Source organism: Halodurantibacterium flavum (assembly GCF_042681825.1).
In the GTDB taxonomy this organism is placed as follows: domain Bacteria; phylum Pseudomonadota; class Alphaproteobacteria; order Rhodobacterales; family Rhodobacteraceae; genus Halodurantibacterium; species Halodurantibacterium flavum.
This window is the reverse complement of sequence record NZ_JBHUGH010000003.1, coordinates 107,019-131,028: the sequence shown is the minus strand read 5'-3', so window position 1 is coordinate 131,028 and position 24,010 is coordinate 107,019. Positions and strand designations below refer to the sequence as shown.

General features: G+C 67.7%; 19 protein-coding genes. 14 read left to right on the top strand and 5 right to left on the bottom strand.

Annotated features, from left to right (window positions below; genetic code table 11):
- Window positions 1-103: 103 nt before the first annotated feature.
- The 3 genes from ACFSGJ_RS04355 to ettA form a co-directional block, all read right to left on the bottom strand.
- Window positions 104-310: a cold-shock protein gene (locus tag ACFSGJ_RS04355; RefSeq protein WP_390259773.1), complete on the bottom strand. Its 207-nt coding sequence runs from the start codon at window positions 308-310 to the stop codon at window positions 104-106.
- A 309-nt stretch (window positions 311-619) separates the two neighbouring features.
- Window positions 620-778, bottom strand: a complete 159-nt coding sequence (locus ACFSGJ_RS04350) for a DUF3309 family protein (RefSeq protein ID WP_390259772.1) — start codon at window positions 776-778, stop codon at window positions 620-622.
- 161 nt (window positions 779-939) lie between these two features.
- Complete coding sequence (gene ettA / locus ACFSGJ_RS04345; protein WP_390259771.1) at window positions 940-2,595, bottom strand: energy-dependent translational throttle protein EttA; 1,656 nt, start codon at window positions 2,593-2,595, stop codon at window positions 940-942.
- A 190-nt stretch (window positions 2,596-2,785) separates the two neighbouring features.
- Between ettA and ACFSGJ_RS04340 the strand changes: the two genes are divergently transcribed.
- Window positions 2,786-3,433, top strand: coding sequence for a nicotinate-nucleotide adenylyltransferase (locus tag ACFSGJ_RS04340; RefSeq protein ID WP_390259770.1), 648 nt, complete (start codon window positions 2,786-2,788; stop codon window positions 3,431-3,433).
- Window positions 3,430-5,001 (top strand): D-alanyl-D-alanine carboxypeptidase/D-alanyl-D-alanine endopeptidase, encoded by a 1,572-nt coding sequence (gene dacB, locus ACFSGJ_RS04335; RefSeq protein WP_390259769.1) that lies wholly within the window; start codon window positions 3,430-3,432, stop codon window positions 4,999-5,001. Before ACFSGJ_RS04340 ends, dacB begins: the two co-directional genes overlap by 4 nt.
- 137 nt (window positions 5,002-5,138) lie before the next feature.
- On the opposite strand, the gene ACFSGJ_RS04330 is transcribed toward dacB, so the two are convergent.
- The gene (locus ACFSGJ_RS04330) at window positions 5,139-5,561 is read right to left on the bottom strand and encodes a tellurite resistance TerB family protein (protein WP_390259768.1); all 423 of its coding nucleotides are present in this window, start codon (window positions 5,559-5,561) and stop codon (window positions 5,139-5,141) included.
- A gap of 117 nt (window positions 5,562-5,678) precedes the next feature.
- On the opposite strand from ACFSGJ_RS04330, the gene ACFSGJ_RS04325 reads away from it, so the two are divergent.
- The 11 genes from ACFSGJ_RS04325 to ACFSGJ_RS04275 all read left to right on the top strand — a co-directional run bounded on the left by ACFSGJ_RS04325 (window position 5,679) and on the right by ACFSGJ_RS04275 (window position 21,740).
- Window positions 5,679-7,259 carry a lysine--tRNA ligase gene (locus ACFSGJ_RS04325; protein ID WP_390259767.1) on the top strand — a complete coding sequence of 527 codons (1,581 nt, stop codon included), beginning with the start codon at window positions 5,679-5,681 and terminating at the stop codon, window positions 7,257-7,259.
- A gap of 170 nt (window positions 7,260-7,429) precedes the next feature.
- Window positions 7,430-9,724 carry a glycosyl hydrolase family 28-related protein gene (locus tag ACFSGJ_RS04320; protein WP_390259766.1) on the top strand — a complete coding sequence of 765 codons (2,295 nt, stop codon included), beginning with the start codon at window positions 7,430-7,432 and terminating at the stop codon, window positions 9,722-9,724.
- Window positions 9,725-9,997: 273 nt separating this feature from the next.
- Entirely contained in the window at window positions 9,998-11,653 is a 1,656-nt protein-coding gene (locus ACFSGJ_RS04315; RefSeq protein ID WP_390259765.1) for a SulP family inorganic anion transporter, read from the top strand.
- Window positions 11,654-11,926: 273 nt separating this feature from the next.
- On the top strand, window positions 11,927-13,897 hold the full coding sequence (acs, locus tag ACFSGJ_RS04310; protein ID WP_390259764.1) for an acetate--CoA ligase: 1,971 nt from the start codon (window positions 11,927-11,929) through the stop codon (window positions 13,895-13,897).
- Window positions 13,894-14,601 (top strand): adenylate kinase, encoded by a 708-nt coding sequence (locus ACFSGJ_RS04305; RefSeq protein WP_390259763.1) that lies wholly within the window; start codon window positions 13,894-13,896, stop codon window positions 14,599-14,601. The genes acs and ACFSGJ_RS04305 overlap by 4 nt, the downstream gene beginning before the upstream one ends.
- A gap of 104 nt (window positions 14,602-14,705) precedes the next feature.
- Entirely contained in the window at window positions 14,706-14,966 is a 261-nt protein-coding gene (locus ACFSGJ_RS04300) for a DUF4212 domain-containing protein (protein WP_390259762.1), read from the top strand.
- A gap of 10 nt (window positions 14,967-14,976) precedes the next feature.
- A complete protein-coding gene (locus ACFSGJ_RS04295; protein ID WP_390259761.1) occupies window positions 14,977-16,746 on the top strand; it encodes a sodium:solute symporter family protein in 1,770 nt (589 codons plus the stop codon).
- A gap of 112 nt (window positions 16,747-16,858) precedes the next feature.
- Window positions 16,859-18,694, top strand: a complete 1,836-nt coding sequence (locus ACFSGJ_RS04290) for a DUF294 nucleotidyltransferase-like domain-containing protein (protein ID WP_390259760.1) — start codon at window positions 16,859-16,861, stop codon at window positions 18,692-18,694.
- A gap of 4 nt (window positions 18,695-18,698) precedes the next feature.
- A complete protein-coding gene (locus ACFSGJ_RS04285) occupies window positions 18,699-19,223 on the top strand; it encodes a hypothetical protein (protein WP_390259759.1) in 525 nt (174 codons plus the stop codon).
- The gene (locus tag ACFSGJ_RS04280) at window positions 19,223-19,618 is read left to right on the top strand and encodes a response regulator transcription factor (protein ID WP_390259758.1); all 396 of its coding nucleotides are present in this window, start codon (window positions 19,223-19,225) and stop codon (window positions 19,616-19,618) included. Before ACFSGJ_RS04285 ends, ACFSGJ_RS04280 begins: the two co-directional genes overlap by 1 nt.
- On the top strand, window positions 19,611-21,740 hold the full coding sequence (locus tag ACFSGJ_RS04275) for a 3'-5' exonuclease (RefSeq protein WP_390259757.1): 2,130 nt from the start codon (window positions 19,611-19,613) through the stop codon (window positions 21,738-21,740). Before ACFSGJ_RS04280 ends, ACFSGJ_RS04275 begins: the two co-directional genes overlap by 8 nt.
- Here the strand turns inward: ACFSGJ_RS04275 and truA are convergent.
- Window positions 21,721-22,500 (bottom strand): tRNA pseudouridine(38-40) synthase TruA, encoded by a 780-nt coding sequence (gene truA / locus ACFSGJ_RS04270; RefSeq protein WP_390259756.1) that lies wholly within the window; start codon window positions 22,498-22,500, stop codon window positions 21,721-21,723. The genes ACFSGJ_RS04275 and truA overlap by 20 nt on opposite strands.
- Window positions 22,501-22,581: 81 nt before the next feature.
- Between truA and ACFSGJ_RS04265 the strand changes: the two genes are divergently transcribed.
- A complete protein-coding gene (locus ACFSGJ_RS04265; protein ID WP_390259755.1) occupies window positions 22,582-24,009 on the top strand; it encodes a YcjX family GTP-binding protein in 1,428 nt (475 codons plus the stop codon).
- Window position 24,010: the final 1 nt, after the last annotated feature.

The window sequence follows — 24,010 nt, the reverse complement described above, 5'->3', positions numbered from 1 at the left end:
TAAAAAGGGCAGCGTGGTGCTGCCCTTTCCGCATCGGTCGTGATGCCGATCATTTAGGTGACACGGGGGCCCGGTGTCCGGGCCGCTCCGGTCTGCCGTCCGATCAGGCCAGTGCGAGGTTGGTCGCCGACTGGCGGCCATCGCGGCTGGTTTCCAGATCGAAGGTCACTTTCTGACCGTCATCGAGGCCGCGCAGGCCAGCGCGCTCCAGCGCGGTGATGTGGACGAACACGTCCTTGGAACCACCGTCGGGCTGGATGAAGCCGAAGCCTTTGGTAGCGTTGAACCATTTCACGGTGCCAGTTGCCATCGTGATATCTCCTGTCGTGGTGCTGTCCGCGAGATTGCGACAGCCCGGCTCCGCAAGTCAAAGATCGAGAGACTGAAGCCAGGGTAGGAGACAGTTCGATAAGAATAACGTCGCAGATGGGATTATGGGGCATTTGGCGGTTCATTTCAAGGGCGCGTACCCGATTGCCCGAACGGGCCGCCAGATGCGGACCCCGCCACGCGTGGGCGCGCGGCGGGGCGGGGGTCAGAACAGCAGGTAGATCAGGATGATGAGGGGGATCGGCACCCCCAGAAGCCAAAGCAGTATTCCGCGCATCGACGGCCCCCTTTACAGCCGGCCCGTCAAGGCAAGGATCAGGAGCACGATCAGAAGCACGCCCAGGATGCCCGACGGGCCATAGCCCCAGGCGCTGGAATAGCCCCAGGTCGGCAGCGCGCCGACAAGGGCAAGGATCAGGATGATAATGAGAATTGTCGAAAGAGGCATGGGACGTTCCTTTCCCGTTCACGTCATGGCGCAAACGCAGGTCAGGGGCCGGAAGTTCCCGAAGCCGTGATCGGGGTGTGAGCGGACGCGCATCTGATGCAGGTCGCCCGCCGCTCCTTCAGCCCCCGCCGTCGCCCGTGGGTAACGGCGGGGGCTTTGCCTCAGCGGGTGAACTTCTTGTACTTCACGCGCTTCGGTTCGACCGAATCCGGGCCAAGGCGGCGGATCTTGTCTTCCTCATAGGCCTCGAAGTTGCCTTCGAACCATTCCACATGGGCGTCGCCCTCAAAGGCGAGGATATGGGTGCAGAGCCGGTCGAGGAAGAAGCGGTCGTGGCTGATGATGACCGCGCAGCCCGCGAAATCGTCCAGCGCGGCCTCCAGCGCCTGCAGCGTCTCGACGTCCAGATCGTTGGTCGGTTCGTCGAGCAGCAGGACGTTGCCGCCGGTCCGCAGCAGTTTCGCCATGTGGACACGGTTGCGTTCCCCGCCCGACAACAGGCCCACCTTCTTCTGCTGGTCGCCGCCCTTGAAGTTGAAGGCGGAACAATAGGCGCGGCTGTTCATCTCGGCATCGCCAAGCTGGATCACGTCCAGCCCGTCCGAGATTTCCTCCCACACGGTCTTGTTGGGGGCGAGCGCGTCGCGCGACTGATCGACGTATGACAACTGCACGGTATCGCCATAGCTGACCGTGCCCTCATCGGGCTGTTCCTGCCCCGTAAGCATCCGGAAGAGCGTGGTCTTGCCGGCGCCGTTCGGGCCGATCACGCCCACGATGCCGCCCGGGGGCAACGAAAAGCTGAGGTTCTCGATCAGAAGCTTGTCGCCCATGGCCTTTTTCATGCCCTCGACCTCGATCACCTTGCCACCAAGGCGCGGGCCGTTGGGGATGATGATCTGGGCGCGGCCGATCTTTTCGCGCTCGGACTGGCTGGCCATTTCCTCATAGGCGTTGATCCGGGCCTTCTGCTTGGCCTGACGGGCCTTGGCGCCGGCGCGGATCCATTCAAGCTCGCGCTCCAGCACTTTCTGCTTGGCCTTGTCCTCGCGCGCTTCCTGTTCCAGCCGTTTGGCCTTCTGTTCCAGCCATGCAGAATAGTTGCCCTCGTACGGGATGCCCCGGCCGCGGTCGAGTTCGAGAATCCAGCCGGTGATGTCGTCAAGGAAGTACCGGTCGTGGGTCACGCAGAGGATGGTGCCCTTGTATTCGATCAGGTGCTTTTGCAGCCAGGCGATGGTCTCGGCATCAAGGTGGTTGGTCGGTTCGTCCAGGAGCAGCATGTCCGGCGCCTCAAGCAGCAGCTTGCAGAGCGCGACGCGGCGCTTTTCCCCGCCCGAAAGGCTGTTCACATCGGCATCGTCAGGCGGGCAGCGCAGGGCCTCCATCGCGACATCGACCTGGCTGTCGAGATCCCAGAGGTTCTCGGCGTCGATCTCGTCCTGCAGGCGCGCCATTTCATCCGCGGTTTCGTCCGAATAGTTCATCGCCAGCTCGTTGTAGCGATCGAGCTTGGCCTGCTTGGCCTTCACCCCCTCCATCACGTTGCCGCGGACGTTGAGGTTCGGGTCAAGCTCGGGCTCCTGCGGAAGGTAGCCCACGCGGGCGCCCTTGGCGGCCCAGGCCTCGCCCGAGAAATCCTTGTCGATGCCGGCCATGATGCGCAGCAGCGTCGATTTACCGGCGCCGTTGACGCCCACGACGCCGATCTTGACGCCGGGCAGGAACGAGAGGCGGATGTTTTCGAAGGTCTTCTTGCCGCCCGGATAGGTCTTGGACACCCCGTCCATGTGATAGACATACTGGTAAGAGGCCATTTCGTAACTCCTTGCGGGTCGCGCTGTCTGAAAGCTGTCTGATTGATCTGTCTGATTTCTTGGCCCGTCATGTATCGTTTATGCTGGACAAGGGCAATCGCAGGGTGATTAGCCTTCGCCCCGGTCGGCGCAAAGTGGTCCGGCGCAAAAGGCGGCCGGCGCAAACCGGTCTGGCGCAAAAGGGGGCGCGATGCGGGGTTTTCCCCCGGCTTCGGCCGGAATGACGGTGGGATTGCTGGGCGGGTCGTTCGATCCGGCCCATCCCGGGCATGTCCACCTGACCGAGGAGGCGCTGCGGCGCTTTGACCTCGATCGGGTCTGGTGGCTGGTCAGCCCGGGCAATCCGCTCAAGGCGAGGGGGCCGGCGCCGCTCGCGCAGCGGATGGCCGGGGCGCGGGCGCTGATGCGCCACCCGAGGGTCGAGATCACCGATATCGAGGCGCGGCTCGGCACGCGGCATACGGCGGCGATGCTGGCGCGGCTGATGCCGCTTTATCCCGGGGTGCGGTTCGTCTGGCTGATGGGGGCCGACAACCTTGCGTCGTTTCACCGCTGGGACCGCTGGCGCTGGATCATGGGGCAGGTGCCTGTGGGGGTGATCGCGCGGCCCGGCAATGCGATGGCGGCGCTCGGCTCGCCCGCGGCGCGGTTCGCGGCGCGCTGGCGCCTGCCGGCTGCGGCGGCGCCCCTGCTGGCGCGGCGGGGGGCACCCCGCTGGTGCTATCTGACTGTGCCGCTGGTCGGGATCTCCTCGACCGAGTTGCGGGCGCGGGGCGGGGGCGCGCCTGCCACGCCGCTGTTGGAGGGTGCGCGTCCTTCGGCTAAGGTTTCGCCATGAACCACGATCCTCGTTTTTCGCGCCGGCTGTTTCTGGGCGGGCTTATTTCGGCGGCGGCGACGCCCGTTCTGGCGGGGGCGCCGGCGTCATCGCCCCGCCCGGTTGCACGCGGGGGCGCGACGGGGGGTGCCACAGGGGGCGCGACTGGGGGCGCGACAGGGGGCGCAACCGTCACGCGCGCCGTCCCGGCGGCCGAGGCGCTGGTCGAGGCCGCGCGGCTGGGCGGGCGGGTCACGTTCGCCGTGGTCGATGCGCGCACGGGCCAGTTGCTGGAAGGCATGGGCGCCGACCAGCCGCAGCCCCCGGCCAGCGTCGCCAAGGCGGTGACGGCGCTTTATGCGCTCGACGCGCTGGGGCCGGGATTCCGGTTTTCGACCGGGCTGGTCGCCACGGGGCCGGTGCAGGGGGGCGTGATCGCCGGCGATCTCGTGCTGGTGGGCGGGGGCGACCCGACGCTTTCGACCGATCATCTGGCGGAAATGGCGGCGGCGCTGCGCCAGCAGGGGGTTACGGGCGTGGCGGGCCGGTTCCGGGTCTTTGGCGGCGCGCTGCCGGCGATTGCGGCGATCGACCCGGCGCAGCCCGATCACGCGGGCTACAACCCGGCGATCTCGGGGCTCAACCTCAACTACAATCAGGTTTATTTCGGCTGGCAACGCGGGCAGGGGGGCTATCGGCTCAGCCTGGAGGCGCGGGCGGACCGGGTCAATGCGCCGGTCGCGCTGACACGGATGCAGGTGGTGGACCGGCAGACGCCGACATTCACCTTTGCCGCGAACGGCGCCTATGAGGACTGGACGGTCGCCAGCGGCGCGCTGGGCAATTCCGGCAGCCGCCTGCTGCCGGTGCGGCGGCCGGCGCTTTATGCGGCCGAGGTGTTCCACACCCTTGCCGCCGCGCAGGGGCTGCGCCTGCCGCCCGCGGAACTGGCCAATTCGCCGCCGCAGGGCGCGGTGCTGGTCCAGCGTCAGAGCGACGATCTGCAGACCGTGCTGCGCGACATGCTGCGCTGGTCCACCAACCTGACCGCCGAGACGGTGGGCCTGACGGCCTCGCTGGCGCGCGGGATGGGGGTGAGCAGCCTTTCGGCCTCGGGGCGGGCGATGTCGGACTGGGCGCAGGCGCGCTATGGGCTGGCGGGCCCGCGCTTTGCCGATCATTCGGGGCTCGCGGACAGCAGCCGGATCACCGCGCTCGACATGGTGCGGGCGCTGACGCTGGCGGGGTCAGGGGGGGCGGGGTCCGGCTTGGCGGGCTCCGGCGGGGCGCTGCGCCCGATCCTGCGCCGCCATGCGATGCGGGACGCGGCAGGAAATGAGTTGCGCAACCATCCGCTCAAGGTGGATGCCAAGACCGGAACGCTCAACTTCGCGAGCGCGCTTTCGGGCTATGTGACGGCGCCGAACGGGCGCGAGATGGTCTTTGCGATCTTTGCCGCCGATACGGCGCGCCGGGATGCGCTGGGGCCTGCGGCGCGCGACAACCCGCCCGGCGGGCGCGAATGGACCGCCCGCGCCCGGCGCCTGCAACAGCAGTTGCTGGAGCGCTGGGCGGCGGTGTATGCCTGATTTTTCAAGGGATTGACCCGTCTGCGGCTGGGTGTCGGCCTGCGCGCGCAGATGGCGCGCGGGCCTTTGCTTCACGCGCGCAAGCGGCGCGGAGCCCTTTTAGTTTACGCGCGCAAGTGGCGCGCAGATCCTTTAGTTCACGCGCGCAAGTGGCGCGCGCGGGCACCCCTTTCGATCGCCGCGGCGTGGAGCCGGTCGATGTTCAGCTCATACCGGATTTCCTCCAGCAGGCGAAGTTCGGCCTCGCGCAGCGTGCCGTCGGCGGCGGCGACATCGCAAGCGAGCGCATAGGCGGTCTCATAAAGCCGGTCCGGCAGCGCGTCGCGGATGATCCCGAAGAGCGCATCGAGCCCGTCCTCGTCGTCGAAGATGTCCATCACGGTCTGCCAGACCTGACGGGGGCGGTCGCTGTCATAGCCCTCGAACACGGGCAGGTGTTTCACGATCCGCTGGATGGTCTGCAATTCGACCGTGCGCAGCTGTTCGTCCGCGACCGAGACGGCGATCATCACCGCGACCAGCGCGTCCTGGGGCGAAATCAGCGGGGAGTCACTCGCCACGGGGGCTTCCTTTCCTCATAGAACAGGGCCCAGATTATTGACGGCGCGGGGCGCGGGCAATAGGGAGACGGGGCCTTGCCGGGGCATGGGGCCCCGGTCCAGCGGGAAGTTTGAGACATGTCGGACCTGCGCGATGCCGCGATGAATTCGAAAGCCTGGCCTTTTGAGGAAGCGCGCCGGCTGCTCAAACGCTATGAAAAGGCGCCGCCCGAAAAGGGTTACGTCCTGTTCGAGACCGGCTATGGCCCGTCCGGGCTGCCGCATATCGGCACCTTTGGCGAGGTCGCCCGCACGACGATGGTCCGCCGCGCCTTTGAGGCGATCAGCGACATCCCGACGCGGCTGATCTGTTTTTCGGACGATCTGGACGGGATGCGCAAGGTCCCCGAAAACGTGCCGAACCCCGACATGCTGCGCGAACATCTGCAGCGGCCGCTGACATCCGTCCCCGACCCGTTCGGGGAATACGAGAGCTTTGGCCATCATAACAACGCGATGCTGCGGCGGTTTCTCGATACCTTCGGGTTCGAGTACGAGTTCATCAGCGCGACGGAGTTCTACCGCTCGGGCCAATTCGACACGGTGCTGCGGCGGGCTGCCGAGCGTTATGACGAACTTATGGCGGTGATGCTGGCGTCCTTGCGCGAAGAGCGGCAGCAGACCTATTCGATCTTCCTGCCGATCCATCCCGAAACGGGGCGGGTGCTTTATGTGCCGCTGAAGCAGGTGAACGCGCAGGACGCGACCATCACATTCGACGACGAGGACGGGCGCGAATGGACGCTGCCGGTCACCGGCGGCAACGTCAAGCTGCAGTGGAAGCCCGATTTCGGCGCGCGCTGGGCGGCGCTGGACGTCGATTTCGAGATGTATGGCAAGGACCATTCCACCAACACGCCGATCTATGACCGGATCTGCGAGATACTGGGCGGCCGCAAGCCCGAGCATTTCACCTATGAGCTGTTTCTGGATCAGAACGGCGAGAAGATCTCCAAATCCAAGGGGAACGGGCTGACGATCGACGAATGGCTGACCTATGCCAGCCCGGAAAGCCTCGCCTATTTCATGTATCAGAAGCCCAAGACTGCCAAGCGGATGTATTTCGACGTCATCCCCCGGGCGGTGGACGAATATCACCAGCAGCTCAAGGCCTATCCGGGGCAGGACGTGGCGGGGCGGGCGAACAACCCGGTCTGGCACATCCATCACGGCAATCCGCCCGAATCGCGGATGGTCGTGTCCTTTGCCATGCTGCTCAATCTGGCGGCGGTGGCGGGGGCGCGGGACAAGGCGGGGCTATGGGGGTTCATCCGCCGCTACGCCCCCGACGCAACACCCGAGGGCAACCCCGATCTGGATGCGGCGGCCGAATTCGCGGTGCGCTATTTCCGCGATTTCGCGGCGCCGACGCGGGCCTTCCGGGCGCCGACGGACAAGGAACGCGCGGCGATGGAGGATCTGGTCGCACGCCTGAAGGACTGGCAGGGCGGGCTGGATGCCGAAGAGCTGCAAAGCCTTGTTTTCGCTGTCGGAAAGGACCACGGTTTCGAGCCGCTGCGGGACTGGTTCACCGCGCTTTACGAGGTGTTGCTGGGCGCGAGCCAGGGGCCGCGGTTCGGCGGGTTCATCGCCCTTTACGGGGTCGGGGAGACCATCGGGCTGATCGAGAAGGCGCTGTCCGGAGAGACCCCGGCCTGAGGCCCGCGGTGGGTGTTGCGGCACCCACCGAACGGTGTGGTTAAGCCTTCTTAAACCCCTGCTGCTAGCTTTCGGTCATCAGGGCCAGGATGCCGCCCCCCAACCGCTTGCAACGGCGGCGGGGGCGGTGCGTCTGGCCCCCGCGCCGGGGAAAAGCAGGGGAATTTCACATGAACATGGCAGTTACCGACGGCTTCGCGCTGATGCCGGCGCGGTTTTCCGAGGGTCTGGGTCTATGGTCGCGCGAGACCGGCACGCCGGGCAGTGCGACCTATCTGAACGCGCCCAACGCGGCCTATGTGCCCGCCGATCAGGATTTCGGCGGCTGTCTCGAATTGCAGAAGATTGAGGCCACGCAGCGATTGCGGCATATGGGGCAGACCCCCCTTGTGCCCGGGATGTATCTGCGGGTCACGGCCCGGGTGAAGGCCATCAGCGGCACGCTGCCCGCCGTGCGGATCGCGGGCTGGGCGGCAAACGCCCAGGGGGCGAATATCGCCGGCGTGGTGCAGGTGGGGCCATCGGTCCAGCTTTCGGCCTATGGGCAGGTGGTGACGGTCAGCGCCATTCTGGGCAGCGGAAGTCGCCCCGGCGTGGACATGCCTTGGGGGACGGGCGCGGCCTATGGCCATCTGGGGCTGGACCTGACGGGCGGCAATGGGGGCGTGGTGCGGATCGACGATATCCAGGTCGAGGATGTCACGGGCTTTTTCGCCCGCAAGATGATGGACTGGGTCGATGTGCGCGACTTTGGCGCGGTGGGCGACGGGGTGGCGAATGACCGCGCGGCCTTTCTGGCGGCCGACGCGGCGGCGGCGTCCGGCGGGCAGGTGCTGGTGCCCGCAGGCATCTACCGGCTGGCCGATCATGTGACGTTCAACGCGCCGGTGCGGTTCGAGGGGCGGGTCGCCATGCCCGCCGACAAGCGGCTAGCCCTGACACGGAATTTCGACCTGCCGAGCTATGCCGCGGCCTTCGGGTCCGAGGAAGAGGGCCTGCGCCGCGGTTTGCAGGCGCTCTTCAACTTTGCCGACCATATCAGCTTTGACCTCTGCGGCCGGCGGCTGGAGCTGGAGGCGCCGATCGACGTGCAGGCCGCCGTGGGGAACCACACGACCTTTGCGACCCGCCGCATCCTGACCAACGGGCAGTTCAATATTCAGGAAAGCCCCGCCTGGAACCCTGTGACCGTCACATCGCAGGCGAGCTATGCCCCCGCCGACCCGCTGGTCCTGAGCAATGTGGCGAACATCGCCAATGTGCCGGTGGGCGCGCTGATCACCGGGCGGGGCGTTGGCCGCGAGGTCTATGTGCGGGCGACGAACCCCGCCACGGGCACCATCACGCTGAGCCAGCCGCTTTACGATGCCGCGGGCACGCAGGTCTTTACCTTCACGCGGTTCCGCTATGTGCTCGATTTCTCGGGGTTCAGCTCGCTCAGCGCGTTCGAGGTCACGAATTGCGAGTTCCTGTGCAACGGGCAGGCGAGCGGTATCCTCTTGTCGCCCGCCGGCCTGACCTTCCGCGTGTCGGACTGCGTCATCAACCGGCCGCGCGACCGGGCCATCACCTCGCCGGGGCGGGGCTGTCAGGGGATGTTCATCGACCGCTGCCAGTTCATTTCCAACGAGATGCCGCTGCGGGTGGCCGACCGCAAGACCATCGTCTTCAACGTCAACGCCAATGACGTGAAGGTGCGCAACAACCGCGCGGCACGGTTCCTGCATTTCGGGGTCTGCGCGGGCACGGGGCACATGTTCGTCGGCAACCATTTCTTCAACGGTGACGACGAACAGAACGGCACGCGGGTCGGCGGGCTGATCCTGACCACGGCGAATGTCAAATCGACCGTGACGGGCAACTACATCGACAACTGTTCCATCGAGATGACGAACGAGCATGAGGCGAACCCCGCCTTCTTCAACCAATTCTCGTTCGGCGGGCTGACGGTGACGGGCAACATCTTCATCGCGTCGAACGTGGCGCCGTGGTTCCGCTGGCTGGTGATCAAGCCCTATGGGCCGGGGCATTTCGTGCACGGATACTATTGCTGCGGCAACACGTTCCGCACCTTCAGCGCCACCGTGGACCGGGTCGACGGGGTGGACACGACCTTTGCGCCGCTCGACTACAGCCGGTTCCGCAACATCACCTTTGACGGCAACACGTTCAACGGGATCACCCAGATGACCGCAAGCCCGGTGGTCATCCGCCATGACCAGAACACGGCCGCCACGACCTGGGCGGTGGATGCGGGCGACTTCCTGCCCTTTGGCGGCTGGGCGCGGCTGGTGCAGGCGGTGATGCCCGAGGGGCCGCTGACGAATGCGGGCGGGGTGGTGCGCAGCGTCGCGTCCCATGCCTCGGTCGAGCAGGGCAGCAGCCGGCGGCAAGTGCATCTGCACTGGCCCGAGGCGGTGCGGGGCCGCGCGCAGGTGACGGTGCGGGTGGACAACCCGAACTGACGCGGAGAGGGAGGGGCGCGCGCAAAGGGGCGCGCCCCATCCGGCGGAGCGGTGCTGGGTCACCGGTGCCCCTGCGGACTCCTTTGCTCGCGCGCCCCTCCGGGACTCCGTTTATGCGCCCCTGTGGGTTCCTTTCTTTGCGCCCCTCCGGGATTCCTTATTAGGCGCCCCTGTGGGGCGGCGCGACCGCCGCCGGAAAGCAAGCCGCGCCAGAGGATTGACACGCGGCAGGGCGCCCGCGCAGGCTGTGCCCAACCCAGATGGCAGGTCATCATGCGCGTCGCTCCGCTTTCCCCACCCCGGTCGCAGGAATTCACACCAAAGCTGCTGACCGTCCTGCGAGAGGGGTATGGCGCGGCCGATCTGCGCGCCGATCTCGTGGTGGGAATGACCGTCGCCATCGTCGCGCTGCCCTTGTCGATGGCCATTGCCATCGCATCCGGGGTGGGGCCGGAACGGGGGCTTTACACGGCGATCGTGGGCGGGTTCCTTGTCTCGGCGCTGGGCGGAAGCCGGTTCCAGATCGGCGGGCCGGCGGGGGCGTTCATCGTGCTGGTCGCGGGATGTGTCGCGGCCACGGGGATTTCCGGGCTGATCCTCGCCACCTTTTTGTCCGGGCTGATGCTGGTGGCGGTGGGGGCGTTCCGGCTGGGCAGCTATATCAAGTTCATCCCCTACCCGGTCACGGTGGGGTTCACGGCGGGGATCGCGGTCATCATCCTTGCCAGCCAGATCGGCGAGGGGCTGGGCATGACCCTGGCCGGGGAACCGGCCGAAATCTGGCCCAAGCTGCAGGCGCTATGGGCCGCGCGGGCCACGATCAGCCCGCAGGCGGTCGCACTGGCGGGGGGCACGGTGCTGGTGATCTGGGGCGTCAAGCGGCTGCGGCCCGGCTGGCCGGGGATGTTGCTTGCGGTGGTGGCGGCGGCGGTTGCGACGGCCGCGCTGGGTCTGCCGGTCGAGACGATCGGGTCGCGGTTCGGCGCGCTGCCCCGGGTGCTGCCCGCCCCTGCCTTGCCGGAAATCGGGGGGGCCGCGCTGCTGGCGGCGCTGCCCTGGGCGGTCAGCTTCACGCTGCTGGGGGCCATCGAATCGCTCTTGTCGGCGGTGGTGGCCGACGGGATGTCCGGGCGGCAGCACCGGTCGAACATGGAGCTGGTGGCGCAGGGGGTGGCCAATATGGGTTCGGCGCTCTTTGGCGGGTTCTGCGTGACGGGGACCATCGCGCGGACGGCGACCAATGTGCGGGCGGGCAGCCGGGGGCCGGTCTCGGGGATGCTGCACGCGCTTATCCTGCTGGGGTTCATGCTGGTCGCGGCGCCGCTGGCGGGGTTCGTGCCGCTGGCGGCGCTGGCGGGCGTTCTGGCGGTCGTGGCCTGGAACATGGCCGAGAAAGAGGAGTTCTGGGGCCTTCTGCGCAGTTCCTCGGGCGATGCGGCGGTGGTTCTGGTCACGTTCCTGCTGGTCGTGTTCCGCGACCTGACCGAGGGGATCGTGGTGGGCTTCGCGCTTTCGGGGCTTTTGTTCATCCATCGCATGTCCACCGTCGCCCGGGTCGAGAGCGATGAGGACGGGCCCGCGCTGGCGGGGCTGGGCGAGGATGTCGCCGTCTACCGTATCCGGGGGCCGTTCTTTTTCGGGGCGGCGGCCACGGCGGGCAGCGTGCTGGACCGGATCGCGGCGCGCCCGCGTGTCTTTATCGTCGACTTCAGCGAGGTGCCGATGCTCGACAGCAGCGGCGCGCGGGCAATCCGGATGCTGGCGCGGCGGATGTCGCGGCCCGGACAGACGCTTTACCTGACCGCCGTCGCGCCCGGGATCCGGCATCTGCTGGAGGGGCATGGCGCGGGGGAAGAGGGCGTGCATCTGGAATTCCGCGACTCGGTCGATGTGGCGCTGGCCGAGGCGCGAGGGGCAAGGGGCGGCTGACGGCGCCTGCTGCAGGCCCTTGGCCCGGTGGGCGTAAACACCCAAGTCCTTCAATTATCACGCTTTCGTGTAGGGCGCGGGTCAATAATTTACAATACATCGACCTCTTTGCGTGAATAAATTTACAGAAAAACCGCATCTTCAAAAAGAGTTACGCATTTTTTGACGGATGCGTTACAGTGACCCTCGGGATGGAGGGCCGGCAGCAATCGTCGGCTGCGCGTGACGGATCGGGTGGGCCCGGATCGTCGCGCCGATCACGGAGGAGAGGTCATGAACGCAGAGGTTCAGTCCGCGGCGGCCGCGCTGCATACGGCGCCACAGGAATTCATCAAGAACGCCCATATCGACGCCGCGCGCTATGAAGAGATGTACCGCGCATCGGTCGAGGATCCGGACGCCTTCTGGGCCGAGCATGGGCGCAGGCTTGACTGGATCAAGCCGTTCTCCAAAGTCCGCAATGCCGATTTCACCTTCGGGCAGGTCAGCATCAAGTGGTTCGAGGACGGCACGCTGAACGTCGCGCAGAACTGCGTGGACCGGCATCTTGAGACGCGCGGCAACCAGACGGCGATCATCTTCGAGCCTGACGACCCAAATGCCCCGGCGCGCCACATCACCTATGCCGAGCTGCACGAAAAGGTCTGCCGCATGGCGAACGTGCTGCGCAGCCAGGGCGTGACCAAGGGCGACCGCGTGGTGATCTACCTGCCGATGATTCCCGAGGCGGCCTATGCGATGCTGGCCTGCGCCCGGATCGGGGCGATCCATTCCATCGTCTTTGCCGGCTTTTCGCCCGACGCGCTCGCGAACCGGATCAACGATTGCGGCGCCAAGGTGGTGATCACCGCCGATACCGCGCCCCGGGGGGGGCGGCGCACCGCGCTCAAGGCCAATGCCGATGCGGCGCTTCTGCATTGTTCGGACCGGGTGCGCTGCCTTGTCGTCAAGCATACGGGCGACCAGACCACCTGGGTCGAGGGGCGCGATGTCGATGTGCTGGCGCTGATGGATCACGCCGCCCCCGACTGCCCGGCCGAGGAGGTGGGTGCAGAGGACCCGCTGTTCATCCTTTACACCTCGGGTTCGACCGGCAAGCCCAAGGGCGTCGTGCACAGTTCGGGCGGGTATCTCGCCTATGCGGCGATGACGCATCAATACACCTTCGATTATCACGACGGCGACATCTTCTGGTGCACGGCCGATGTGGGCTGGGTCACCGGCCACAGCTATATCGTCTATGGGCCGCTGGCGAACGGCGCCACCACGCTGATGTTCGAGGGCGTGCCGACATGGCCCGATGCGGGCCGGTTCTGGGCGGTCTGCGAAAAGCACAAGGTGACGCAGTTCTACACCGCGCCGACCGCGATCCGGGCGCTGATGGGGCAGGGCAACGGCTTTGTCGAAAAGCACGACCTGTCGAGCCTGCGCCTGCTCGGCACGGTCGGCGAGCCGATCAACCCCGAGGCCTGGAACTGGTATAACGAGGTGGTGGGCAAGGGGCGTTGCCCCATCGTGGACACCTGGTGGCAGACGGAAACCGGCGGCCATCTGATCACGCCCCTGCCCGGCGCGATCCCGACCAAGCCGGGGTCCGCGACCAAGCCTTTCTTTGGCGTGCGCCCCGTCGTGCTGGAACCCGAAAGCGGCAAGGTGATCGAGGCGACCGAGGCCGAGGGCGTTCTTTGCATCGGCGACAGCTGGCCCGGCCAGATGCGCACGGTCTGGGGCGATCATGGCCGGTTCGAGGAGACGTATTTCCAGCAATACAAGGGCTACTACTTTACCGGCGACGGCTGCCGCCGCGATGCGGACGGCTATTACTGGATCACCGGCCGGGTCGATGACGTGCTCAACGTCTCGGGGCACCGGATGGGCACCGCCGAGATCGAGTCCGCGCTGGTCGCGCATCCGCAGGTGGCCGAGGCCGCGGTCGTCGGCTATCCCCATGACATCAAGGGGCAGGGCATCTATGCCTATGTCACGCTGATGAACGGTGTCGAGGCGACCGAGGCGCTCCGCAAGGAGCTGGAGGCCTGGGTCCGGACCGAGATCGGCCCCATCGCCAAGCCGGACCTGATCCAGTGGGCGCCGGGCCTGCCCAAGACCCGGTCGGGCAAGATCATGCGCCGCATCCTGCGCAAGATCGCCGAGAACGACTATGGCGCGCTTGGCGATACCTCGACGCTGGCCGATCCGTCGGTGGTCGATGACCTGATCGAAAACCGCATGAACCGGGCATGAGCGGCATGACAACGGCAACCGTCGCCGCCCGCCCGGCCACCAGACCCGCCGTCCTGATCCTGCTGGGCCCGCCCGGGGCCGGCAAGGGCACGCAGGCCCGGATGCTGGAGGAACGTTTCGGGCTGGTGCAGCTTTCGACCGGCGATCTGTTGCGCGCGGCGGTGGCCCAAGGCACCGAGGCGGGCCGCGCCGCCAAGGCGGTGATGGAGGCGGGCGGCCTCGTGTCCGACGAGATCGTCCTTGCCATCCTGCGCGACCGGATGGCCGCGCCCGATGTGGCGCGCGGCGTGATCCTTGACGGTTTCCCGCGCACCGATGTGCAGGCGGCCGCGCTCGACGATCTTTTGTGCGAGGCGGGGCAGGAGGTAACGGCGGCGATCGCGCTGGTGGTGGACGATGAGGCGATGATTGCCCGCGTCGCCGGCCGCTATACCTGCGCCGGTTGCGGCGAGGGGTATCACGACAGTTTCAAGGTCCCGGCCCGTGCCGGGGTCTGCGACAGATGCGGCGGCACGGCGTTCAGGCGCCGCGCCGACGACACGGCCGAAACGGCGGGGGCGCGGCTTGCCGCCTACCACGCGCAGACGGCCCCGCTGATCGCGTATTACGAAGGCAGGGGGGTGTTGCAGCGGATCGACGCGATGGGAACCATCGACGAGATCGGCGCGGACCTTGCTGACATCGTAAGCCGCGTATCGGCCTGAAAGGGCGCCGCCCCCCCCGCAGACCGGCGGGCGGGGGCGGGGCAAGGGAGGCCGCAGCCCCGTCCGGGGTCGCGGAACGGAGGGACAAACAGGGAGTGACGTCAATGGCGGACCGAACACAGTCCACAGCCTATTGGGATGCGAACAAACGCATCATTCTTATCAGCCTCGTGATCTGGGCGCTTTGCTCGATCGGCTTCGGCATCGTGCTGCGGCCGCTTCTGTCGTTCATACCGATCGGGGGCACCGACCTCGGGTTCTGGTTTGCACAGCAGGGCTCGATCCTCGTCTTCATCGCGCTGATCTTCAACTATGCGCGCTACATGAACAAACTCGACGCCGAACACGGCGTGGACGAGCAGTAAGGGGGCGGCGATGGATCAGTATACCCTCAACCTGCTGGTCGTGGGCGCGTCCTTCGCGCTTTACGTCGGCATCGCGATCTGGGCCCGGGCGGGTTCGACCGCGGAATTCTATGCCGCGAACCAGGGCGTGCACCCGGTTCTGAACGGGATGGCCACGGCGGCAGACTGGATGTCGGCGGCCTCGTTCATCTCGATGGCGGGTCTCGTGGCCTTTGCGGGCTATGTGAACTCCAGCTACCTGATGGGCTGGACGGGCGGCTATGTGCTGCTTGCGCTGTTGCTGGCGCCCTATCTGCGCAAGTTCGGCAAGTTCACCGTGCCGCAGTTCATCGGCGACCGGTTCTACAGCCAGACCGCGCGTCTGGTGGCGGTGCTGTGCCTCATCATCATTTCGGTCACCTATGTGATCGGGCAGATGACGGGCGCGGGCGTGGCCTTTTCGCGCTTTCTCGAGGTGGACGTGTCCACCGGTCTCTTCATCGCGTCGGCGGTTGTGTTCGTCTATGCGGTTCTGGGCGGCATGAAGGGCATCACCTATACGCAGGTGGCGCAGTATTGCGTGCTGATCGTGGCCTACACGATCCCCGCGGTCTTCATCTCGCTGCAACTGACGGGCAATCCGCTGCCGCCGCTGGGGCTCTTCTCGACCCACACGGAATCGGGGATGCCGCTTCTGGCGCGTCTGGACCAGGTTCTGGTCGATCTGGGCTTTACCGACTATACCGGCCTGCACAGCTCGATGCTGAACATGGTTCTGTTCACGATCTCGCTGATGATCGGCACCGCGGGTCTGCCGCATGTCATCATCCGCTTCTTCACCGTGCCCAAGGTGTCGGACGCGCGCTGGTCTGCGGGCTGGGCGCTGGTCTTCATCGCGCTGCTTTACCTGACGGCCCCGGCCGTGGGGGCGATGGCGCGGCTGAACATCATGACGACGATCTACCCCGACGGCGCGTCGGAACAGCCGATCGAGTATGAGGCCCGTCCCGACTGGATGCGGACCTGGGAACAGACCGGCCTTCTGGTCTTTACCGACCGCAACAATGACGGCCGCATCCAGCTTTACAACGATGCGAGCGCGACCTTCGCCGCAACGGCGGAAGAGCGCGGCTGGGCCGGGTCGGAACTGACCATCAACAACGACATCCTCGTGCTTGCGAACCCCGAGATCGCGCAGCTTCCGGGCTGGGTGGTCGCGCTGATCGCGGCGGGGGGTCTGGCTGCGGCGCTGTCGACGGCGGCGGGGCTCTTGCTTGCGATCTCGTCGGCGGTCAGCCACGACCTGATCAAGAGCTACCTGAACCCGCAGATCTCGGAACGGGGCGAGCTGTTGGCGGCGCGGATCTCGATGGCGGGTGCCATCGTCGTCGCGACCTATCTGGGTCTCAACCCGCCGGGCTTTGCGGCGCAGGTGGTGGCGCTGGCCTTCGGGCTTGCGGCGGCGACGCTCTTCCCGGTGCTGATGATGGGGATCTTCTCCAAGCGGGTGAACAGCGCGGGGGCGATCACGGGGATGGTCGTGGGGCTTGCGGCGACGCTGCTCTACATCTTCACCTATCTGGGCTGGTTCTTCATCCCGGGCACCAACATGCTGCCGAACACGGCCGATAACTGGCTCTTCGGCATCTCGCCCCTGTCCTTCGGGACGATCGGCGCGCTTCTGAACTTCGGCGCGGCCTATCTGGTGTCGAGCCTGACGGACGAGCCGCCGGTCGAGGTGCAGGAACTGGTCGAGAGCATCCGCGTCCCGCGCGGGGCCGGTGCCGCGACGCATCACTGAGCGACCCTGAACGAAGGATGCGCGCCGGGGTGGCGCGCATTCCGAAACCAAAACGGTGCGCGCCCGCAAGGCGCGCACCGGCACCCGCAAGGACGCCACAGGACCCGCGACGATGCCTGCGACGACGGACCACCAGACCGCCACGATCCTTGCGTTTCTTGAGACGGTGCATCCCTATGACAGCCTGCCGCAGGACGAACTGGCGCGTGTCGCCGGTTCCTTCGGCCGCAGGACCCATGGCCCGGGGCAGGAGATCTATGCCCTGGGTGACATGCTCGACGGGCTTTACCTGGTCAAGCGCGGCTCGGTCGAGGTGGTGGACCGGAACGGCGGCCTCGTGTCGCTTTTGGGGCCGCGCAACAGCTTTGGCGAGCGGGGCCTGATGCGCGACGGGCGCGCGGTGACGACGGCCCGTACCACCGACGACACGGTGCTTCTGATGCTGCCCGCGGCCGAGTTCCGCCGCCTGATCGCCGAGTTCCCGTCCTTCGAGCGGTTCTTCAACCGGGCCCGCAGCGCCGAGGCGCGCGGCACCGACCTGACCACGCTGCGCGTGGCGGACCTGATGGCGCGTCATCCGGTCACCTGCGCCCCCGAAACGCCGGTCACTGACGCCGCACGCGCCATGCGGGATGCGCGGGTGTCGAGCCTTGGCGTGGTCGAGGGCGGGCGCTTTCTCGGGATCGTGACGGTGCGCGACCTGTCGAACCGGGTGCTGGCGGCGGGGCTGCCGGGTGCGACGCCGGTCGCAGAGGTGATGACCGCCGATCCGGTCAGCCTGCCGCCCGGCGCGCTTGGGTCCGACATCCTGCATGTCATGCTGGAGCGCCGGATCGGCCATGTGCCGGTGGTCGAGGGCGGGCGGCTGGTGGGGATGGTGACGCAAACCGACCTCACGCGGTTTCAGGCGGTATCGTCGGCGCAGCTGATCCGCGATCTCGCCTCGGCCGAGGGGGTGGCGGAGATGGCCGCGGTCACGGCGCGCATCCCGCAACTGCTGGTGCAACTGGTCGCGGGCAATAACGCGCATGAGGTGGTGACGCGGCTGATTACGGATATCGCGGATGCGGTGACGCGCCGGCTGCTGCAACTGGCGGAACAGGAACTGGGGCCGGCACCGGTGCCCTATCTCTGGCTTGCCTGCGGCAGCCAGGGGCGGCAGGAACAGACGGGCGTTTCGGATCAGGACAACTGCCTGATCCTCGACGACCGGGCGACGGCGGCGGACATGGACTATTTCCGCGGGCTGGCGCGGATCGTGTCGGACGGGCTGAACGCCTGCGGCTATTACTATTGCCCCGGCGAGATGATGGCCACGACCCCGCGCTGGTGCCAGCCCCTGCGGGTCTGGCGCGACTATTTCCGCGGCTGGGTGGAAACGCCTGACCCGATGGCGCAGATGCTCGCCTCGGTCATGTTCGACCTGCGCCCGATCGGCGGGTCGGTCGCGCTTTACCGCGACCTGCAGGACGAAACGCTGGCGATGGCGTCCAAGAACACGATCTTTGTCGCGCATATGATCGCCAACTCGCTGAAACACACGCCGCCGCTGGGCCTCTTGCGCGGCTTTGCCACGATCCGGTCAGGCGAGTTCCGCAACCATGTGGACATGAAGCTGAACGGGGTGATCCCGGTGGTCGATCTGGGGCGAGTCTATGCGCTGACGGGGCAGCTGCACGAGGTCAACACCCGCGCGCGCCTGCTGGCCGCCGAAGAGGCGGGCGTCATCAGCATATCGGGCGCCCGCGACCTGATCGAGGCCTATGACCTGATCGCCTCGATGCGGTTGCAGAACCAGGCGGCGCTGGTCCGGTCGGGGCGCAAGCCCGACAACTACATGGCGCCGTCCGACCTGTCGGATTTCGAGCGCAGCCACCTGCGCGACGCCTTTGTCGTCGTGCGCACCATGCAATCCGCCCTCGGCCACGGCCGGGGCGCACCGGGATAACGCCATGCTTCTGGAACTGGTCGCCACAATCGCCATGGGCTTTGCCGCCGCCGGCATCGTGCTTTTGCTGAACAAGCTGATGCGCGGGCGGCTGCCGCGCTGGATCATGCCCGCCGCGGCCGGGCTGTCGATGATCGGCTATGTGGTCTGGAGCGAATACAGCTGGCTGTCGCGCATGAGCGCGAGCTTTCCGCAAGGCGTCGAGGTGGTGGCGGTCAATGCCGAACAGAGCTTTTACCGCCCCTGGACCTATATCTGGCCGCTGACGAACCGGCTGGTCGCGGTGGACACCCGCATGAACCGCCGGAACGAGGCGCTGCCCGATCTGGTGATGACCCGGATCGTGCTGCGCGGGCGCTGGCAGCCGGGCGCGGATATCCCGGTGATCTATGACTGTGCCGGTCATCGGCGGGCCGAGATGACATCGGATGTGGCGCTGGCGGCGGATGGCACGCCCGTCGGCGCGGACTGGGCGACGGTGGGGCCGGATGACCCGGCGCTGCGGACGGCCTGCGGCGGGGGGATGTGATGAACCGCAAACGGGTTCTGGTGGTCGAGGATGAGGACAATATCGCCGTCGCGCTCGATTACCTGATCTCTCGGGAAGGGTATGACCGCGACCGCGTGGCCAGCGGCGCCGAGGCGCTGGACCGCATCCGCGCGACCCGGCCCGATCTGGTGCTTTTGGACGTGATGCTGCCCGAGGTGTCGGGCTATGAAATCTGTCAGGCGGTGCGGATGGACCCGGGTCTGGGCGACGTGAAGATCCTGATGATGACCGCGCGGGGCAGCGCGATGGAGCGGCGCAAGGGGCTCGCGCTCGGGGCGGACGGGTTCATATCCAAGCCGTTCGAGCTCGCCGAACTGCGCGCCGAGGTGCGCCGGATGCTGGGCGACGAGGGGCGGAAGGGGGCCGATGCTTGAAAGGCTGGGCCTGCGCCTGCGCATCCTCTTGCTGTTCGCCCTGCTGGCGGCGGTCAGCCTTGGGGCGCTCGCGCTGGGGCTCTGGCAGGGATACGGGCGGCTTGGCACACCCGAGGCGCTGACGGGTTTCGTGCAGGCGGGGCTGATCGCGGGCTTTGCGATCCTGGGGGTCGTGACCTGGCTCTGGTATCTTTTCGACATGCATGTGGCGCGGGCGCTCGGACGGCTCGCGGCGGGTCTGCGCGCCCGCGCCCATGCCGAGGTCGAGGGCGCATTCGACGCGGCCTCCGCGCGCTACCTGGGCGATCTGGTGCCGGCGGCGGTGGCGGTGACGGAACGGCTTGCCGTGACCCGGGGCGCGCTGGCGGACTCGGTCGCCCGGGAAACCGCGCGGCTGGCGGGCGAGAAGGGGAGGCTGGAGGCGCTTTTGGCGGATGTGCCGGTGGCGGTGCTGCTCTGTTCCGCGGAACATCAGATCGTGTTCTATAACGGCCCGGCGGTGGACCTGCTGGGCGCCCGTCCGGGGCCACAGGCCCTGCCGGACGCGGACCAGCTGGCGCCGGATTCAGGCGCGCCAGACCATCTGGCGCCGGGGCTTGACCGCAAGCTCTTTGACTATCTGCGCGAGGCGCCGGTGCGCCATGCCCATCAGCGCCTGACCGATGCCGCCGACGCGGATGCCGCCGCCGACCTTCTTTGCGCGACCGCCTCGGGGGCGCGGGTGCTGGCGGGGCGGATGCGGCTGTTGCCGCAGGGCTATGTGCTGACGCTGCGCGATGTGACCGCCGATCTTGCGGCCCATGCGCGGCGGGAACAGCTGCTGTCCGAGATCTTCGAGCGGGTGCGCCGCCCCGCCGCCAACCTGCAGACGGTCATCGGCGTTCTGGATGCGGGTGCCACCGCCCCCGACCTGACGCGCGCCCTGCTGGAAGAGGTGGGCGCCCTGACCGGCGCGATCACCGAACTGGGTCAGCGCTATGACGAGGGGCGGACGGACTGGTGGCCCCTGTCGCAAACGCGGTCATCGGACCTGCTGGACGGGATCCGCGCGCGGATCGAGGGGGCGGGCCTTTCGGTCGAGACCGAGGGCGCGGCGCTGATCCTGCGCTGCGACGGCTATGAACTGGTGGTGCTGGTCGCGGCGCTGGCGGTCCGTGTGGCGGGGCGGCTGGGGCCGACGGCCTTCCGCGTCACGATCCGGGAAGAGGACGGCCCCGGCGCGATGCTGGAGCTGAGTTGGAAGGGCACGCCCCTTTCGGTGGGCGATCTGGATGCATGGATGGCCGAGCCGCTGGAAATCGGGCTTGCCGACATCACGGGCCGGTCGGTGCTTTATACCCATGGGACCGAGATCTGGCCCGCCCCGGCAAAGGGCGGGCGCGCCGCGATCCTGATGCCCGTGCGCGAGGCGCGGCGCGCGGCCGGGCGGCGCCCCCAGCCCGCGACCCGGGCGGTGGTCTATGACTTCGACCTGCTCGCCCGGGCGCGCAATGACCGGGTGGCCGAAACCGCGCTTTCGGACCTGACCTATGTGGTATTCGACACCGAAACGACGGGCCTGTCGCCGGCACGGGACGAGATCGTCCAGATCGCCGGGTTGCGGCTGGTCAACGGGCGGCGCGTCGCCGGCGAGGTGTTCGAGACGCTGGTCGATCCGGGGCGGCCCATCCCGCCCGGGTCAACGCAGGTTCACGGCATCACCGACGCGATGGTGCTGGGGGCCCCCCGCATCGCCGAGGCGGGCGCGCGGTTTCACCGCTTTGCCGAAGGGGCGGTGCTGGTCGCGCATAACGCGCCCTTCGACCTCGAATTCCTGCGCCGGCACGAGGGCGCGATCGGCGCGCGGTTCGACAACCCGGTGCTCGACACGGTGCTTTTGTCGGCGGTGATCTTTGGCCGGGGCGAAAGCCACAGTCTGGACGCGCTGACCGCCCGGCTGGGCATCACCATCCCCGAAGAGGCGCGCCACACCGCCCGGGGCGATGCCGAGGCCACGGCCGAGGCCTTCCTGCGGCTGATCCCGATGCTGCGCGCGCGGGGGCTCGATACCTTTGGCGCGGTGGTGGCCGAGGTGCGGCGGCACGGGCGGCTGCTGCGCGACCTCAACGAGGATCTGCGCTGAACGGGTCCTGCGGATAGCCGACCCCGCAAAGATAAAGCCCCTGCGGCGGGCAGACCGGCCCGCAGGCCGCGCGGTCGCGCGCCTCGAGCGCCCGGCGCACGTCATCCGGCGCCCAGCCCCCCGCGCCGACCCGTTCCAGCGTGCCCACAAAGCTGCGCACCTGATTGTGCAGAAAGCTGCGGGCGCGCAGGAAAAACCGGAACTCGGACCCCTGCGGAACGGGGTGTTCGGTGATCGTCAGTTCATCCAGCGTCTTGACCGGGCTTTCGGCCTGACACATCGAGGACCGGAAGGTGGTGAAGTCATGCCGCCCGAGCAGGTGGCGCGCGCCCTCTTGCATCGGCGCAAGGTCGAGCGGGTGGCGCACCTGCCAGACCAGCCCCCGGTCATGCGTCACCGGCGCCCGCCGCGACACGAGTCGGAAGAGGTATCGCCGTTCCACCGCCGAAAACCGCGCGTGGAAATCCTCGGCCACCCGCGCGGCCTGAAGGATCGCGACGGGCTGGGGCCTCAGGTGGTGGTTCAGCGCCTCGGACAGACGGAACGGATCCCAGTCGCGCGCCAGATCGCAATGCGCCACCTGGGCCGTCGCATGGACGCCCGCATCGGTCCGCCCCGCCGCCGCGATTCCGGGCGCGTCCGGTTCCAGCCGGCGCAGCGCGGCTTCCACCGCCGCCTGCACCGAGGGCTGGTCGGCCTGCCGCTGCCATCCGGCAAAGGGGGCACCGTCATATTCGATCTGGAGCGCATATCTGGGCATGATCCCCGTTAGCCCGCGCGGCCTGCCTTGGCAATGGCCCATCCCCGCGCCTATGTTGGGCAAAAGGCAAGGGAAATCCGGGTGGTCATCGGCAGGCTGACATCAGAGATCGGGCGCGGCGTATCGGACCTGGGCGAGGCGATGTCGCTGTCGGACCCGGTTGTGCGCCTTGGGGTGACGGGCCTTGCCCGGGCCGGCAAAACGGTGTTCATCACCGGGCTGGTCGCGAACCTGCTGAACCGGGGCCGGATGCCGGGCCTGCGCGCCGTGTCGCAGGGGCTGATCGAGGGGGTCTGGCTGCAGCCCCAGCCCGATGACACCGTGCCGCGCTTTGACTTCGAGGCGCATCTTGCGGCGCTGACGGGGGACGACCCGCGCTGGCCGCAATCCACCCGCTCGGTCTCGGAACTGCGGCTGTCGTTCCGGGTCGCGCGGCACGGGATGCTGGCGGGGATGTTGGGGGGCTTTCGCGGTCCCCGGCGGCTGCATCTCGATATCGTGGATTATCCGGGGGAATGGCTGCTCGACCTTGGCCTGATGGACAAGAGCTATGCCGCCTGGTCCGCCGAGGTGCTGGACCGGATCGAGCGGCGGCGCGAGGCTGCGGACTATCTGGCGCGCATCGCGGGGCTGGACGCCGCGGCGCCGCTGGATGAAACCGTGGCGCGCGGGCTGGCCGAGGGGTTCACCGCCTATCTGCAGGCGGCGCGGAATGCGGGCTATTACGACTGCACGCCGGGCCGGTTCCTGATGCCAGGGGAGCTCGCCGGTTCGCCGGTGCTGACCTTCGGCCCCCTGCCGCAGGCCGAGGCGCGGCGCGGGAGCCTTTATGCCGAGATGGCGCGGCGCTTCGACGCCTATCGGCGCGAGGTCGTGCGCCCCTTTTTCCGGGATCATTTCGCCCGGATCGACCGGCAGGTGGTGCTGGTCGATGCGCTGGGGGCGATCCATTCCGGCCCGCAGGCGGTCGAGGATCTGCGCCGCGCCATGACCGAGATCCTGGCGGCCTTTCGCCCGGGGCGGAACGATTTCCTGACCCGCATCCTGCAGGGGCGGCGGGTGGAACGCATCCTCTTTGCCGCGACCAAGGCCGACCATCTGCATCACACCCAGCATCCGCGCCTGACCGCCTTTCTGGAGGCGCTGTTGCAGGATGCCCGCGCCCGGGCAGATTTCGCGGGCGCCCGGACGGCGGCCATGTCGATTGCCGCCCTGCGCGCAACGGTGGAAGAGGCGCTGAGCCATGACGGACGCAGCGTCGATGCGGTGCGCGGGCGTCTCCTGGACAGCGGGCGGCAGGCGGCGCTTTATCCCGGTGCGCTGCCCGAGGACCCGATGCGACTGTTGTCGCCCGCGCGCGAAGGGGCGGAATGCTGGCTCGACGCGGATTACAGGGTGATGAACTTTGCCCCCGCCCGCATGACCCTGCGCGCGGGCGAAGGGCCGCCGCATATCCGGCTGGATCGCGCGGCCGAGTTTCTGTTCGGCGACCGCCTGATGGGAGAGTGAC